11 protein-coding genes are annotated in these 16,839 nt (G+C 63.8%); 2 read left to right on the plus strand and 9 right to left on the minus strand.

Features of this window, described 5'->3' with window-relative positions:
• Positions 1-450 precede the first annotated feature (450 nt).
• Positions 451-2,421 carry a M23 family metallopeptidase gene (locus tag FJ959_RS27990; protein ID WP_181168324.1) on the plus strand — a complete coding sequence of 657 codons (1,971 nt, stop codon included), beginning with the start codon at positions 451-453 and terminating at the stop codon, positions 2,419-2,421.
• 17 nt (positions 2,422-2,438) lie between these two features.
• Here FJ959_RS27990 and FJ959_RS27995 read toward each other — a convergent pair whose 3' ends face one another.
• Complete coding sequence (locus FJ959_RS27995; RefSeq protein WP_140560205.1) at positions 2,439-3,992, minus strand: MFS transporter; 1,554 nt, start codon at positions 3,990-3,992, stop codon at positions 2,439-2,441.
• Between the two features lie 183 nt (positions 3,993-4,175).
• Between FJ959_RS27995 and FJ959_RS28000 the strand changes: the two genes are divergently transcribed.
• Positions 4,176-4,808 carry a TMEM175 family protein gene (locus FJ959_RS28000; protein WP_140560204.1) on the plus strand — a complete coding sequence of 211 codons (633 nt, stop codon included), beginning with the start codon at positions 4,176-4,178 and terminating at the stop codon, positions 4,806-4,808.
• Between the two features lie 113 nt (positions 4,809-4,921).
• Here the strand turns inward: FJ959_RS28000 and FJ959_RS28005 are convergent, their stop codons facing one another.
• The 8 genes from FJ959_RS28005 to FJ959_RS28040 form a co-directional block, all read right to left on the minus strand.
• Positions 4,922-6,412 (minus strand): L,D-transpeptidase family protein, encoded by a 1,491-nt coding sequence (locus tag FJ959_RS28005; protein ID WP_140560203.1) that lies wholly within the window; start codon positions 6,410-6,412, stop codon positions 4,922-4,924.
• 256 nt (positions 6,413-6,668) lie between these two features.
• Positions 6,669-7,028: an MmcQ/YjbR family DNA-binding protein gene (locus FJ959_RS28010; protein ID WP_140560202.1), complete on the minus strand. Its 360-nt coding sequence runs from the start codon at positions 7,026-7,028 to the stop codon at positions 6,669-6,671.
• 61 nt (positions 7,029-7,089) lie between these two features.
• On the minus strand, positions 7,090-9,696 hold the full coding sequence (gene clpB, locus FJ959_RS28015; protein WP_140633233.1) for an ATP-dependent chaperone ClpB: 2,607 nt from the start codon (positions 9,694-9,696) through the stop codon (positions 7,090-7,092).
• 218 nt (positions 9,697-9,914) lie between these two features.
• Complete coding sequence (locus FJ959_RS28020) at positions 9,915-10,856, minus strand: DUF4167 domain-containing protein (RefSeq protein ID WP_140560200.1); 942 nt, start codon at positions 10,854-10,856, stop codon at positions 9,915-9,917.
• Between the two features lie 304 nt (positions 10,857-11,160).
• Positions 11,161-12,033: a peptide chain release factor N(5)-glutamine methyltransferase gene (gene prmC, locus FJ959_RS28025; protein ID WP_140633236.1), complete on the minus strand. Its 873-nt coding sequence runs from the start codon at positions 12,031-12,033 to the stop codon at positions 11,161-11,163.
• Positions 12,026-13,105 (minus strand): peptide chain release factor 1, encoded by a 1,080-nt coding sequence (gene prfA, locus FJ959_RS28030; protein ID WP_140500926.1) that lies wholly within the window; start codon positions 13,103-13,105, stop codon positions 12,026-12,028. The genes prmC and prfA overlap by 8 nt, the downstream gene beginning before the upstream one ends.
• Positions 13,106-13,115: 10 nt before the next feature.
• Positions 13,116-15,386, minus strand: coding sequence for a phosphoenolpyruvate--protein phosphotransferase (gene ptsP / locus FJ959_RS28035; protein WP_140525455.1), 2,271 nt, complete (start codon positions 15,384-15,386; stop codon positions 13,116-13,118).
• An 80-nt stretch (positions 15,387-15,466) separates the two neighbouring features.
• Positions 15,467-16,720 (minus strand): aspartate kinase, encoded by a 1,254-nt coding sequence (locus FJ959_RS28040; protein ID WP_140500924.1) that lies wholly within the window; start codon positions 16,718-16,720, stop codon positions 15,467-15,469.
• Positions 16,721-16,839 lie beyond the last annotated feature (119 nt).

The following is a 16,839-nucleotide window of genomic DNA, read 5'->3' on the forward strand; positions in this document are numbered from 1 at the left end:
CGGCGCACCGCCCTCGTTCGTGAGGCGTATATAGTCGCCACCCTCACAAACTGTCAACACCGATCCAAGAAGTTTTTGAATTTTTTGCGACAGAAATTTCAGGCCCGATTTGTCGATAGCCGGCTGCCGTTGGGGAACAGGACGCCAAGGAGTATCCAGCCACGGAGGAGCCCTATTGCCGCCGCATTGCCGTTCGACACCAGAACCAACAAAGCGGGCGCAGCGCAGCGGCGCGGTGCCTCTTTTGAAAGCCTCATATAGAGGTGTGCGATGAGCCCTCGAGAGAGGGAAACGCCGCCCTCTTTGCAGAGCGCTCTATAAGAGAAGCGCGCGAGGGGAATTCGACCGGGGCCCGAGGCTTCGTTGACTTAACCTGCCGTGACAGGCAAATGTCATGGCCACAACAAAAGCGACAAGCCGTTCCGCCCGGGGAAAAAGCAGCCTTTCTGGATGCCAGATACGGAAGATGTCATAGCCGAACTCGGCAACGAGCCGCCGCTTATCGCGGACGGCCGCAGTGGCCCACCCGACCGGCGCGAGGTTTCCGCGCGCTGGCTGTCGGGGACATTCTTGACCGGCGTGACCTCAAGCGTGCTGATGGGCGTGGCGCTGTTCGCCGCCCTCGACGGGCGCCAGCAACTGGCGACGCCACCCGAGATCGCCGAACTGATCGGCCTTGCCGGCAATGGCGATTCGGGCGAGATGGCCAAGACCACCAGGCTGGTGGCGCCGCGCCAGATCGCCAAGGCCAAGGACCGTCGACGCATGGAAGTGTCGATGGTCACCAAGGTCGGCGACCGCGATGTCATCCACACCATGCCTTTCGTGCAGATCAAGATGGCATTGGCGGCTGGCCATACCACCAACCGGCCCTACCCGCCCTTCGATCCGATGCAGGTGTTCGGCGACGACGGTGACGATGCATCGGCGCAACCGGCGACGGCCGCCGCTGCGCCGGGCCAGATCTACGGCACCAAGGTCGAAAGCGAAATGAGCCTGAAGACCGTCGACTTCCCCATTGAAACGGCTTCCTTCGATGAAAAGAGCGACCTTTCCGCCGATGAGGTGGAAAAGGTAGTGCGCGAGGCCGGCACCGATCTCAGCGACGGCGCCGTCCAGGTCGCTTCGCTCCACTATGTCGACCCGCAGCGATTTGGCGAGGCCTTTGCCGAGAGCATGGCCGGCTCCTACGACGTCAGGATCGTGCCGGAGAACGTTTCGGTCGCGCCACGTGCCAACGCCGATGACCAGGCACCGGCCTTCGCCGAGGAAATCATCCCTTTCACCAAGGATCTCGCCATCACGGAAGCCTTCGCAGATTCGGGCTATACGGGCGAGGACGCCGCCGGCATGGCCGAGGCGATCACCAAGCTCTTGAACGCCCCGGCGCTCAAGGCTGGAACCGTGCTGCGTGTTGGTCTCGAGGTCCATGGCGACGCCGCCAAGGTCGTGCGCACCAGCGTCTACGATCGGACCCAGCATATCGTCACCATCGCACTCGACGATCGCGGCCAGTATGTGCCGGCGCAGGAACCGGAGCCCAATCCGGAGTTGCTGACGGCGTTCGATGATTCGTCGGCGCCAGTGGTGGTGCGCGGCAACCTGCCCAACGTCTATGACGGCATCTACCGCGCCGCCTATTCCTACGGCATGTCCAAGGCCATGACGCAGCGGCTCATCAAGCTGTTGGCTTCCGATGTCGACTTCCAGTCCCGCCTCAATCCGGCCGACCGTCTCGAAGTGCTGTTCTCGCAGCCCGACGGCGACGACCAGACCTCGGACAATTCCGAACTGCTTTACGTCTCGGCGACCTTCGGCGGGCAGACGCGCAATTTCTACCGTTTTCAGATGCAGGACGGCAGCACGGATTATTTCGACGAGGACGGCTCGAGCGCCCAGCAGTTCCTGCTGCGCAATCCGTTGCCGGCCGGAAAGTTCCGCTCCGGCTTTGGCGCGCGCAGGCACCCGATCCTCGGCTATGTCCGCATGCATACCGGCGTCGACTGGGCAGCCCCCATCGGCACGCCGATCATCGCCGCGGGCAATGGCGTCATCGAGAAGGTCGGCTGGGCCGGCGGCTATGGCAAGCAGATCATCATTCGCCATGCCAACGGCTATGAGACCTCCTACAATCACCAGAGCGCTTTTGCCAAAGGCATCGAACCGGGCGTTCACGTCCGCCAAGGCCAGACCATCGGCTATCTCGGCCAGACCGGCCTCGCCACCGGCCCGCATCTTCACTACGAGCTGATCGTCAATGGCACCAAGGTCGATCCGATGCGCGTCCGCCTGCCGGTCGGCAAGGTGTTGAAGGGCGAGGACCTTGTCGCCTTCAAGCGTGAACGCGAGCGCATCGACGACCTGCTGAAGCAGGAAGACAGTGATTCGCTGAAGGTCGCGAGCGCCAAGATCGAAGGATAGTTCCTTCGATCCACCCGTCAGTCGCGAGGGTTTTCGGCGGGCCGGCGCCATGGCAATGATTCGCCTGAAATCGTCATCCAGGCGATGACAGCCGAAAGCAGGCAAAGCAGCGCCGTTACAAAGGAAACAGCCGAGAATGCGGCGTCGCTGGCGGCAAGCCGTGCGGCGTCGACAGCCGGGGCCAGTCCGGTCGTCGCCGGTTCACCGAACCCCGGCACGCCGGGCAAGGCGCTGCCATCCAGGGCCTTCGCGTAGACCCAGGCGGCAAGCGACCCCATAGCCGCAACCGCAATCAGGCCGCCTATGCGCGAGACGGCATTGTTGATACCGGAGGCCGCGCCCGTATCCTTGTCTTCCACCGCCGTCATGATCGCGGTCGACAGCGGCGACACCACCAGCGCCATGCCGAACCCCATCAGCGCCATCAGCGGAAATGTTCCGGTCCAGAAATTGTGGATACCGGCATGCGTCAACAAGCCAAGCCCGGCGAAGGCGAAGGCAACCACCAGACTGCCGCTGGCGATCGGAAAACGCGGTCCGATCCGGTCGGACCACTGGCCGACAGGCCCAGACAGCAGTGCGATCAATGCAGACAGCGGCAGGAAGATGAAGCCGACCTCGGCCGTGCTCAGCCCCCAGCCGGCGATCAAAAGCATGGGCAGGTAGAAAAGATTGGCCGACAGCGCGAAATAGAGGAAGAAGGTCGCGAGATTGGCGCCGGCGAAGGCGCCGATGCGAAACAGATTGAGATCGATCATCGGCTCGCGCTGCCGGCGCTCGTAGAAAATGAAGACGAAAAGCAGGACCACGCCGGCAACGATTGCCGAACCCGACATGAATCCGGCAGCCTCCGCGTTCATCGCCGTCAGCCCGTAGGCCAGCAACCCGAAGGCCAGTGTCGCCAGCGCCGCGCCGCCAAGATCGAGGCTGCGCTTTTCGGTCGGCCGATCCGCCGGGATCTTGGCGAGCAGCAGGTAGATCGAAACCAGCCCAAGCGGCAGGTTGATGGCAAATATCGCACGCCAGATTCCATTGCCGAGGGTCGACAGCACGAAACCGCCCAGCACCGGACCGAGTGCCGTGGTCAGCGCCGAAGCGGCGGCCCAGATGCCGATTGCGCGGCCGCGCTCCTTTTTCGGATAGGCCTTGGCGATGATGGCAAGGCTGCCCGGCACCATGATCGCAGCGCCGACGCCCTGGATTGCACGAAACGCGATCAGCACCGCCGGATTGGGCGCCAGCGCGCAGGCCAGCGAAGCGGCAATGAACAGCGCGATGCCGACGACGAAGGCGCGGCGCAGGCCGAAGCGGTCGCCCGCAGCACCGCCGGCGAGGATGAGCGCCGAAAGCGTCAGCGCGTAGGCATTGGATATCCACTGCGCTTGCGCCAGACTGGCGCCGAGATCGACGCGGATTGCCGGCGTGGCGATCGCAAGGATCGAACCGTCGATGAAACCAAGCGCTGAAGCCAGGATCGCGGCGATCAGCACATAGCGCCGCTGCGACTGTGGGCAGAATGTACCGTTGGCGATCGGCGGCGGGACGGCAGCGGCTTTGCTCGGTGAATGCATGCAACCTGCATAAACCCGCGGCGCGCCTGCAACAACCAGCCAGCGGTCCCGGTCGTTGAAACCAGCTGCGCAGCCACCTGGCCGCATTGGCAGGTGCCGGCCCACGCAGGTGCAAACAAGCGCCGGCATGCTAAGCTTTCACGCGGCATCGGACGGGAGCCGATCAGACAGGGGAGAAAATCGATGAAGCGACCGCTCGAACCATCCCAGTCCGGGCTCCACCGCGTTGTTGGCCTGACCGACGGCGTCTTCGCCATCGCGCTGACCCTGATCGTTCTGGAGATTCGTGTACCGACGCACGAGGCGATCCATTCCGAAGGCGATCTCCTCGACGCCGTCCTGGCGTTGGCGCCGCGCTTCCTGACCTATGCGCTTTCCTTCCTGACGCTGACCATCTTCTGGTTCGGCCAGCATGCGCAGCATGGGTTGATCACCAGATCCGACAGGCGGCTGGCAACGCTCAATTTGAGCTTTCTCGCCTTTATCGCCCTGCTGCCGTTCTCGACCGATCTTCTGGCCGACTTCCTCGAATTCAGAACCGCGGTCGCCGTCTATTGGCTCAATCTGCTGATGCTCGGCGTCACCCTGATCGCCAGCTGGCGCTATGCGGAGAAAAATGGCCTTCTGGCGGATGATGTCGACGTCGAAACGAAACGCACGGTCTACCTGCGCATCGTCAAGGCGCAGCTTCTGTGGGCGGTCGGCGCCCTGCTCTGTCTGGTCACCCCGCTGCTCAGCGTCGGCTTCATTCTCATGGTGCAGCTGATTTATGCCGCGACACCGAGCGCGAAATGGTTGCGCAGGATAATCGGGTAGAGCAATTCCAGGAAAAACGTGGCGGTTTCCCGGGAAAAGCGCGCAGCGCTGGAGCGGCTCGGAAGTCCATCGAACACTGAACCGCTCTAACCAGCGACGAACGCCGCATCGTCTCAGTCGACGAATTCCACCGTCACGCCGGGCGAAACCAGCTTGGCCAGTTCGCGGGCATCCCAATTGGTTAGTCGCACGCAACCATGGCTTTCGGTCTTGCCGATCTTCGAGGGATCCGGCGTGCCATGGATGCCGTAGGTCGGCTTGTCCAACGCGATCCACACCGAGCCGACAGGGCCATTCGGGCCGGGCGGAATGGTCAGGACCTTATTGTTCTCGCCCTGTTTGAAATTGATGTTGGGGTTGTAAGTGTAGTTCGGATCAAGCGCGACACGGGACACGGCATGAATGCCGGACGGCGACGGCGTGTCGGACGAGCCGATGGTGGCGGGATAGGCCGCGACCAGCTTGCCCGCCGTATCATAGGCAAAGACCTCTTTCTTGCCCTTGTCGGCGACGATGCGAGCCACCGGCGACGACACCAGTCTGCCGAAATTGGCAACCTTGATGATCGTTCCGGGACGGTTGAAATTGGCCTCCGGGTTGAGCGCCTTGAGATAGTTCTCGTCCATGTGGAAGCGCTCGGCAAGCGCTTCCGTGACGGACGTATAGCCCATGCGGTCGAGCTGCGCCTTCTGGCTGTAATCTTCCGGGATCGACGCAACATAGGGACCGGCCGCATCCTCCGGCGTGATCGTGTAGTTGGCCAAGGCATCGCCGCCCGATTGTGCAAGGGCCGCCTGGATGCCGACGGCGTCGGTCGATCGCAGATTGCTGCCGGTGATCTGGTTGTAGGCAGCCAGCGCCTTGTCGACATTCGAACCGAAGCGCCCGTCGATGACGCCAGGCGAAGCGCCGCCGCGATCAAGCAGCACCTGCAGAGCCGCGACATCCTGGCGTGCTCCGAGCGAAAGCGACGGGTCGACCACAGTCTTGCCGCCTGCTTTCGGCGGTAATCCCGCCTCGTCTGCGGGCGCCGGCTGCGCGGCGGGAGCCGTGGGCTGGACCGGCTCTATCGAGGCCTCGTTCAGCGGCTGCCGCTTGATGGAGGGCGGCGTTGCCGGCTGCGGCGCTTCCGGATAGTTGTCGTCGTAGACGCCGTCGCCGCCGGGGGCCGGCGGGTAGGCCTCGACGGAATTGTCGCCATAGGGATCATATTCCTGGACGGGCGGCGCGATGACCCGGCCTTCGTCTTCCATCTGCCTGCGGCGGAAGCGTGCCATGTCTTCCGGATCGTCGAGATAGTAGCGGTCGTCGTCGGCGGGAACGCGGCCGAGTTCGCGCAGCCGTGTCTCGCGGCGCAGCGCGCGTCGGTCGAGCCTGGTCTGCGGCGGTTGGATGGCGACGACCTTGCCCGTGTCCGCATCGACGATGACGCGGTTCCCCCTGGCGTCGTAATAGATGTCGAGATTGCCGTCCTGGGCCAGCAGGATGCCGCCGTCAGCGGGGCGGACGACCCGCGGCGAAGCGTCCTCAGTCGGCGCGGCGAACGCGCTTGAAAACGCCAGTCCGGCCGCAAGTGCCGAAAGGGTGAAGATCGTCCGCAACATCGTGGGCAAACTCTCCGGTCCGTAATTGCCGTCGCAGGCGGCTTTCGCGCGTAGCGAATCCTTCGCCAGCGAACCACCGCCCGACCATAAGGTTCCAATATGAACCGGGCATGAAGATGGCGGTTTTCCGGCGCCTCGACGAATATCAGCTAAATGCATATCGTCCAAAAGCGGCCCGGTTTGGGGCGAACGACATGCATAGAACCAAGAGCTAAAGCGCGTCGCCTGAATCCGTCGAACGTGACGCGCTTTAGCCTCAGGCAAGTCCCAGTTCCTTTCGCGCCTGCTTCGTCAACTTCAGGGCGACAAGACGATGGCTCTCGCGCAGGTAATCCTTCAGCGCGCCATCATCCATGCTCTGGCTTGTCTGGCGCTGGATCCATTTCATGCCGCGCGAGGCAAGATAGGGTGCGGGCCGCAAGCCCGGCTGCTCCTTCAGCACATCATAGGCAATGTCGGAGCATTTGAAGGTGATGAAAGGGTCGCGGCCCTCGCTCCGGCCGCCGATGGCAAAGACCTTGGCGCCGACCTTCCAGACATGGGTGCCGCCCCACTGGACGACATGCGATGTGGCGGGCAGCGAGGCGCAGAGGCCGTTATAGTCGTCCAGCGTCATGCGTGCTCCTGCCGAAAGACGCGAAAAGGCCGCGCGCCCGTCCTGGGCGCGCGGCGTTCAATCATGCTGCCGCTTCGGTCGCGACGACCGTCGGCTTCGAACGGAAATTCAGCCGGTCGGAGCCGGCGGTCACCTTGACGGTCGAGCCGTCGAGAATCTCGCCGAGCAGGATCTTCTCAGCCAGCGGATCCTGCAAGTCTTTCTGCATCACCCGCTTCAACGGCCGCGCGCCATAGGCAGGGTCGTAACCCTTGGATGCCAGCCAGTCGATCGCCTCCTGGTCCAGCGACAGCGTGATCTTGCGGTCGACCAGCAGGTTTTCCAGCCGCTTGAGCTGGATTTCGACGATGCGGCCCATATCCTGCCGGCGCAGCCGATGGAACAGGATCACCTCGTCGACGCGGTTGAGGAACTCCGGCCGGAACGACGCCTTGACGACGTTCATCACTTCGTCGCGAACCTGGTCGACATCCTGGTCCTCGCGGAGATTGACCAGGTATTCGGCGCCGAGGTTCGACGTCATGATGATCAGCGTGTTGCGGAAGTCGACCGTGCGGCCCTGCCCATCGGTGAGCCGGCCGTCGTCGAGCACCTGCAGGAGCACGTTGAACACGTCGGGATGCGCTTTCTCGATCTCGTCGAACAGCACGACCTGATAGGGCCGGCGCCGCACCGCTTCGGTCAGCGCGCCGCCTTCCTCATAACCGACATAGCCGGGAGGCGCGCCGATCAATCGGGCAACCGAATGCTTCTCCATGAACTCCGACATGTCGATGCGCACCATCGCGCTCTCGTCGTCGAACAGGAAGTTCGCCAGCGCCTTGGTCAGTTCGGTCTTGCCAACGCCGGTCGGGCCGAGGAACATGAACGAGCCGATCGGCCGGTTCGGATCCTGCAGGCCGGCGCGAGCGCGCCGCACTGCCTTGGAAACCGCTTGCACCGCCTCGCCCTGGCTGACGACGCGCTTGCCGATCTCGTCTTCCATGCGCAACAGCTTGTCGCGCTCGCCTTCCAGCATCTTGTCGACCGGAATTCCGGTCCAGCGCGAGACGATGTGGGCGACATGATCGGGCGTGACCACTTCCTCGACCATGCCAGCCTTGCCGTCCTGGGCCTCGGCTTCCTTCAGCTTCTTTTCCAGTTCCGGGATCTTGCCATAGGCAAGCTCGCCGGCGCGCTGGAACTCACCCTTGCGCTGGGCGATGGCCAGTTCGTTGCGCGCCTCGTCAAGCTGCTTCTTGAGATCGGCGGCGAGCCCGAGCTTCTGCTTCTCTGCCTGCCATTTCGAGGTCATCTCGGTCGATTCCTCCTCAAGGCTAGCGAGGTCCTTCTCGAGCCGGGCAAGCCTGTCCTTCGAAGCCTCGTCCTTCTCGACCTTCAGCGCTTCGCGCTCGATCTTGAGCTGCATGATGCGGCGGTCGATCTCGTCCAGCGCTTCGGGCTTGGAATCGACCTGCATGCGAAGCCTCGAAGCGGCTTCGTCGACGAGGTCGATCGCCTTGTCCGGCAGGAACCGGTCGGCGATGTAGCGGTTGGACAGCGTCGCCGCCGCGACCAGCGCCGAATCGGAGATGCGAACCTTATGGTGCTGCTCGTATTTCTCCTTCAGGCCGCGCAGGATCGAGACCGTGTCCTCCACCGTAGGCTCCTCGACGAAGACCGGCTGGAAGCGGCGGGCGAGTGCGGCATCCTTCTCCACATGCTTGCGGTATTCGTCGAGAGTGGTGGCGCCGACGCAGTGCAGTTCGCCGCGCGCCAGCGCCGGCTTCAGAAGGTTGGACGCATCCATGGCGCCGTCCGCCTTGCCGGCGCCGACCAGGGTGTGCATCTCGTCGATGAACAGGATGATGCCACCAGCAGCGGCAGTGACCTCGGAAAGCACGGCCTTCAGCCGCTCCTCGAACTCACCGCGATATTTGGCGCCGGCGATCAGCGCGCCCATGTCGAGCGCCATCAGCTGCTTGTCCTTCAGCGATTCCGGCACGTCGCCATTGACGATGCGCAGCGCCAGGCCTTCGGCGATCGCCGTCTTGCCGACGCCCGGCTCGCCGATCAGCACCGGATTGTTCTTGGTGCGGCGCGACAGCACCTGGATGGTGCGGCGGATCTCGTCGTCGCGGCCGATGACCGGATCGAGCTTGCCGGCGCGGGCATCGGCGGTGAGATCGCGCGCGTATTTCTTCAGCGCGTCATAGCCCTGTTCGGCATTCGCCGAATCGGCGGTGCGGCCCTTGCGGACGTCGTTGATCACCTGGTTGAGCGCCTGCGCGGTGACGCCGGCCTTGGCCAGTATGTCTGATGTCTTGGCTGATTTCTCGACCGCCAGCGCGGTCAGCAGCCTTTCGACCGTGACGAAGCTGTCACCGGCCTTCTTGGCCAGTTCCTCGGCTGTCGAAAACACCTTGGCCAACGGCTGTGCCAGATAGAGCTGGCCGTTGCCGCCCTCCACCTTGGGCATCGCTTCGAGTGCCGTCTCGATGCCGAGCTTGACGTCGCGGACGCTGCCGCCGGCGCGCTCGATGAGCGACGCAGCCAGACCCTCGTCGTCATCGACGAGCACTTTCAGGATATGTTCGGGGGTGAATTGCTGGTGGTTGCGCGAGAGCGCCATGGTTTGCGCGGATTGGATGAAGCCGCGCACGCGCTCCGAGTATTTCTCGAGATTCATACCTGTCTCCTTCCATCACCGGCCCGCTTTGCGGCACCGGATCAGTTTGCGGTGACGGACCCGCCCGTGAGAGCCGGATCCAGTTGAGGCTGATATGGTGCGCAACCCGCGAACCCTCAAGACGTCTCGATGGCTGCGAAAGCATAATATTCCACGGCCGCGCAAACGAAAACGGCGGAGATTTCTCTCCGCCGTTCAATGCATGGAAGCGTCGCCGCTCAGTTGTCGATGTCGGCGACCGCGGTGTCGGCGTTGCCATTGTCCGTCGGCGCCGCGACCACCTCGCCAGCGTCGGCATTGTCGTTGCCGCTGGTGATCTGGTCGGCATTGCCGCGCGGGCGGCGCGGACGCCTCGGACGACGGCTGGGACTAGTCTCCGCGGCCGTCTCATTGAGTTCGGCCTGGGCTGCGAGCCCGGCCGGCGACAGGTTCTCGAACAGCGGCGCCGCCTGCTCGACCGGCGCGGCGGATTCGGCTGGCGTGGCGACCTCGGCCTGTTCGGCCGTCTCGTTGCGCTGCTGCTGGGCACCCTGCTCGGCGGACGAACCATAATCGCCGCGCTGGCTGTTCTGGCCATAGCCGCCATTGGGGCGGCGGTCGCGATGGCGTCCGCCATTGTTGTCGCGGCCGCCACTGTTGCGCCCGCCATTATTATCACGATCGCGATTATCACGATCGCGGCCGTTTTCCCGGTTCAGCGCGACTTCGGCCGGCATGCCTTCGATAACCGGCTGCGGACCCGCGCCGTGGTTGATCACCGGAACCGGCGCATCCGCAACGTTGTTGCCGGCGTTGCCGGCATTGTCGAACTCGTCGCGATCCTCATCGCCATCATCGTCGAATTCGTCGCGATTCTGCTGGACGTTCTGGATCGGCATCTGCGCCTGCGCGGCGGCAATGATGCGATTATAGTGCTCGGCGTGCTGGAGATAGTTCTCCGCCATCACCCGGTCGCCGGAGCTTTGCGCATCACGGGCAAGGGTGGCGTACTTTTCAGCGATCTGCTGAGCAGACCCACGGATCTTCACGTCCGGGCCGTTGCTCTCGTAGTTGCGCGTCAGGGGATTTGGCCCCTTGCGGTTGTTGTTATTGTTGTTGTTGCCGCCGCCGCCATTGTTGTTGCGACCGCGCATGCGCCTGTTCTGCTGTTGTGGCCTCATTCGACTCTCTTCATATTGAAATTTTCGAAAACTCTTCACGAACGGTGGCGCTCATGCAGCCAGCCGTTTCGTTTCTTCACCGGCGTTCGCCCGCATCAATTGCGTTGGCGCCACGTGCCATCCTGTTCCGGTTACATCACTTGCCGGACGATTCCCGCACGAAGCTTGGGCGTCGTTTGCGCAAGAAGGCAGCTATTTCCAAGGAAAACCGAATCGCTAAGAGCACTGCCTGCTTCGTCTCATCCGGTTAACGCGACCCTAGCCGCATTCCCCGGCATTGCCAAGCGGTTTTTTTCGCACTGCGTCAAGGCTTTCCCCGTTGAAAGACAAGAACCCTGTCGTTTCCGCCGAGGTCGCCGAACGCACCAGCGACCGCATAGCCGGACGAGCGAAATATAGCGGTGACCTCGATGTGCTGTGTGTAGCCGATCTCGACCGCAATCCTGCTTCCGGCTTCTAGAAACTTAGCCGCCTCAGCGGCGATGACCCTGTAAGGGGCCAACCCATCCGCGCCGCCATCCAGGGCCAGGCGCGGGTCGAAATCGCGGACTTCATCCTGCAGATTTCCGATGTCCTCCGATCGTATATAGGGAGGGTTTGCGACAATTACATGGTATCGACCAGAAACTTTTTCAAACCAGTCGGACAGCAGCGCCGTGAACCGGTCGCCAAGCCCCAATTGCGCGGCATTGCGCGTTGCCGTCCTCAACGCCCCTTCCGAGAAGTCGACCCCGGTGGCAATCGCTGCCGGCACGGCGCTGAGCAGCGCCAGCGCGATGGCTCCGCTGCCGGTTCCCAGATCGAGGATGCGGCACTCGCCCTCGCGCATGACGGTTGCCCTGACAAAGGGCAGTATGGCCTCGACCAGCGTTTCGGTGTCGGGCCGCGGCTCCAGCGTTTCCGGCGACAGCGACAGCCGCAACCCGTAGAACTCCCGATAGCCCAGGATGCGGTGCACGGGCTCGCCGCCCGCGCGGCGCCTCAAGGCGCGGTCGATCTGGACAAGAGCGGCGGCATCGACCGCATGTTCGGGATCGGCAATGGCCTGCGTGCGGGTCGTACCTGAAAAGTGCTCCACGATCAGTCTTGCATCGAGCGCGGGATCATCGACCGCGGCCAGGCGCGCTCGCGCTGCCCGCAGCAGCGGCCCCAGCGCCTGGGGCAAAGGATCAGCCATCAAGACCGATATCGGCGAGCAGCTTCGACTGGTGATCGGCGATCAGAGCGTCGATGACTTCGTCGAGTTCGCCCATCATCACCCGGTCGAGCTTGTAGAGCGTCAGGTTGATGCGATGATCGGTGACGCGGCCTTGCGGAAAATTGTAGGTGCGGATGCGTTCCGAGCGGTCGCCGGAGCCGACCTGCGACTTGCGCGATTCCGAGCGCTCCTCATCGGCCTTGCTGCGTTCCAGGTCGTAGAGCCGGGCCCGCAGGATCTGCATGGCCTTGGCCCGGTTCTGGTGCTGCGATTTCTCCGCCTGCACCACCATGATGCCGGTCGGCAAATGGGTGATGCGCACTGCCGAATCGGTGGTGTTGACGTGCTGGCCGCCCGAGCCCGACGCGCGCATCGTGTCGATGCGGATGTCTTCGGCCCGGATGTCGATGTCGACTTCCTCCGCCTCCGGCAGCACGGCTACCGTCGCCGCCGAGGTGTGAATGCGTCCGCTGGCCTCGGTCGCGGGCACGCGCTGCACCCGGTGGACGCCGGACTCGAATTTCAGATGCGCGAAAACCCCCTTGCCGGAAACCGTGGCGATGATTTCCTTATAGCCGCCGGCATCGCCCTCGCTGGCCGATACCGTCTCGAACCGCCAGCCGCGCGAAGCGGCATAGCGCTCATACATGCGAAACAGGTCGCCGGCGAACAATGCTGCCTCGTCGCCGCCGGTGCCGGCGCGGATTTCCAGGATGGCGTTCTTGTCGTCGGCCGCATCCCTGGGCAAGAGCAGGATCTGGATGTCCTTCTGCAACGCTTCGATGCGCTCATCGACCTCTGGCAGGTCGGCCTCGGCGAGAGCCCGCATCTCGGCATCGGTGCCCTTGTCGGCGAGCATCGCCTCGAGATCGGCCTGCTCCTGCTCGGCCGAGCGCAAGGCTCTGACCTTGGCAACCATCTCCTGGAGCTCGGCATATTCCGATGCCATCTTAACATAGGCATCCGGCGCCGGGCCGGCCGACATCTGCGCTTCGAGCATTTCGAAACGCTTGACGACTTGATCCATGCGGTCGCGGGGAAGGGAGATCATTGCAAAGGTGCTATAACGGAATTGAGCGGTCGTCGGCAAAGGCCTGCAGCAGCGCCCGCATCGGCAGCCCCTGGGCCGGCGCCATCAGATTGTCGTCGAAGAACGCTTTCAACGCCTCCAGCGGCAATTCGGTCAGCATCGCCTTGACCGGACCGATCGAAGCGGGCGACATCGAGATAGAACGGAAACCGAGGCCGACCAGCGCCATTGCCGAGATCGGCTTGCCGGCGAGTTCGCCGCAGAGTGTGACGGGCGTGTGGTTGCGGGCGCCGGCATCGGCGATGGTCTTGAGCACCCGCAGGAACGGCGTCGACAACGTGTCGAAGCGATCGGAAAGCTGCGTGTTGCCGCGGTCGACCGCCATCACGAACTGGAACAGGTCGTTCGAGCCGACCGAGACGAAGTCGACCGCCTTCATCAACTCGTCAAGCTGGAACAGGAGGGACGGCACCTCCAACATTGCCCCGAGCTTGAGGCTGGTCGGCAAATGATGGGCAAAGCGCGACAGATGCCGCACCTCGCGGTCGATGATTTCGCGCGCCTGGGCGATCTCGCCGAGCTCGGTGACCATCGGCAGCATCAGCTTGAGCTCCCGCCCGCCGCAGGCTTTCAGCAGGGCGCGGATCTGGGTGCGCAGCAATCCCGGACGGTCCAGCGTCAGGCGGATCGCCCGCCAGCCGAGCGCCGGGTTCTCTTCCTGGATGGCGCCTTTGAAATAGGGCAGCACCTTGTCGCCGCCGATGTCGATGGTGCGGAAGGTCACCGGCTTGCCGCGCGCGGCATCGAGCACGTCGCGGTAGAGCCGCTCCTGCGCCTCGGCACGGGGAAAGGTCGAGGCGACCATGAATTGCAATTCGGTGCGGAACAGGCCGATCCCGGCGGCACCCGATTCGGCCAGTTGCGGCAGGTCGACGGCAAGCCCGGCATTCATCAAAAGGTCGACCGCAACGCCATCCTTGGTCACCGACGGCTTCTTGCGCAGTTCGCGGTAGACTTCCTGCCGGCGCGCCCGGAACCGCACCTTTTCGGCATAGGCGGCTTCGAGATCCGACTGCGGACGAAGATGGATCGCGCCTTCCTCGCCGTCGACGATGATGGCATCGCCGTTTTCCGCCATGGAAACGGCGCCCTTCATCTGCCCGGCGACGGGAATGCCCATGGCGCGCGCGACGATGACGACGTGGCTGGTGGCGGCGCCATCCTCGAGCACCAGTCCGCGCAATTTGTCCCGGGGGTAGTCGAGCAGTTCGGCGGCGCCCATCGAGCGGGCGACAATGATGGCATCCTTCGGCAGCGAGGCCGCGACATCGTCAGGCCCGCGTCCCATCAGCTGGCGCAGAAGCCGGTTGGCGAGATCGTCGAAATCGCTCATCCGCTCGCGCAGATAAGGATCGGTCATGTGCAGCATGCGCGCGCGCATGTCGCTCTGCACCTTTTCGACCGCAGCTTCCGCCGTCAGGCCGTTGCGGATCGCCTCTTCCAGCCGCCGGACCCAGCCGCGGTCGTTGGCGAACATGCGGTAGGCTTCCAGCACCTGGCGATGTTCGCCCTCGAAGGCGACGTCGCGGCGCTCGAGCATGTCGTCGATGGAAAGCCTGAGCGAGCCGAGCGATGCCTCGAGCCGGCGGACTTCCTCTTCGCTGTCCTCGTTGAACAGGTTGGTGACGACGATGCGCGGCTCGTGCAGCACGACATGACCGAGTCCGACGCCCTCGTTGAAGGACAGGCCGGTGAAGCTGACCGGGCGGCGCAGGTCGAGCTCGAGGCCGGGCCGCGTCAGCCGCGCCAGATCGCCGGTGGCGATCATCTCGGCGATCACCATTGCGGTGGTTTCCAGCGCCTCGACCTCGTCGTCGCGGTAATGGCGCATGGTTTTGTTTTGCACCACCAGCACGCCCAGCGTGCGCCCTGCCCTGAGCACCGGCACGCCGAGGAAGGAATTGTAGATCTCTTCCCCGGTTTCCGGCAGGTAAGCGAAGGCCGGATGTTCCTGCGCATTGGAAAGGTTGAGCGGCCGCGCGCTGGCGGCAATCGTGCCGACCAGGCCTTGCCCCAGCCTGAGCTGCGCCAGGTGCACCGCGTTCGGGTTCAGGCCTTCGGTGGCGTAGAGTTCGAGCACGGAATCGGCGCGCAGCACATAGAGCGAGCACACTTCGGCGACCATGTTGGAGGCGATGTCGCGCACGATGCGGTCGAGCCGCTCCTGCGGCTCCAGCGGCTCCTGCATGAGCTCGCGGAGCCGTTTCAGCAGAACGCGCGGGCCACTGGCCGGGTCACGCATCGCGGCTTCTTCTCCAATAGGCTTCTTGCCGGCGCAGTTTCGGCCGCCGCCGGCACGCACGCAACAACTGATTCAGTCTGCTACTGCTTATCCAGACCGTAGACGGAATGCAAAGTGCGAACCGCGAGTTCCGTGTAAGGACCGTCGATCAGTATCGAAATCTTGATCTCGGAGGTGGTGATGGCGCGGATGTTGATCGCCTTGTCGGCCAGCGCCTTGAAGGCGGTGGCGGCAACGCCGGCATGGCTTCTCATGCCGATGCCGATGACCGAGACCTTCGACATGCCGGCTTCCGACTGCACGACGTCGTAGCCGACATCGGCCTTCAGCCGGTCGAGCACGGCCAGCGCTTTGTCCACGTCTCCGGAGGGCACCGTGAAGGTCATGTCGGTAAGCTTGCCGTCCTCGGAAATGTTCTGGACGATCATGTCTACGTTGATGTTGGCCTCGGCCAGCGGCCCGAAGATGCCGGCGGCAACGCCCGGCCGGTCGCCGACACGGCGCAGCGAAATCTGCGCCTCGTCCTTGGCATAGGCAATTCCGGTGACGACCTGCTGTTCCACGATTTCTTCCTCGTCGCAAATAAGCGTTCCGGGCGGATTGAGCAAATCCCCCATTCCGGGCGCGTCGGGATCGTCGAAGGACGACCGCACGAAGGTACGCACCCTGTGCACCATGGCAAGCTCGACCGATCGCACCTGCAGAACCTTGGCGCCGAGCGAGGCCATTTCAAGCATTTCCTCGAACGATATCTTGGCCAGCCGCCGCGCCTTGGGCTCGATGCGTGGATCGGTGGTGTAGACGCCGTCGACGTCGGTATAGATGTCGCAGCGGTCGGCTTTGACGGAGGCCGCGATCGCCACCGCGCTGGTGTCGGAGCCGCCACGACCAAGCGTTGCGATGCGGTTGTCCGGTCCGATGCCCTGGAAACCTGCGATGACGGCCACCTGGCCCTCGCCGAAGCGTTTGACCAGGAAAGCGCCGTCGATGTCGAGGATGCGTGCCGCGCCATGCGCGTTGTCGGTCTTGATCGGGATCTGCCAGCCCTGCCAGGAGCGGGCGTGCACGCCCATGTTCTGCAAGGTGATCGCCAGGAGGCCTGCCGTCACCTGCTCGCCGGACGCGACGACGGCATCATATTCGCGCGCGTCGTGCATCGGCGAGGCCTCGCGCGTCCAGCCGACCAGTTCGTTGGTCTTGCCGGCCATCGCCGAGACCACCACCGCCACCTCGTGGCCGGCATCGACCTCCCGTTTGACGTGACGCGCCACATTGCGGATGCGGGCGATGTCGGCGACGGAGGTTCCGCCGAATTTCATCACGATGCGCGCCATGGAAGCGAAATGCCTTTGACTGAAGCCGGCTCTGCGCCGAAAAACCGAGAAAAGCGCCCGGCTGGCGCCGGCCGCTGAATGCGCGGCCTCCTTAGCCAAAACATCCAGGCTTCGCAAGC

It is taken from the genome of Mesorhizobium sp. B2-2-4, assembly GCF_006442375.1.
GTDB lineage: Bacteria > Pseudomonadota > Alphaproteobacteria > Rhizobiales > Rhizobiaceae > Mesorhizobium.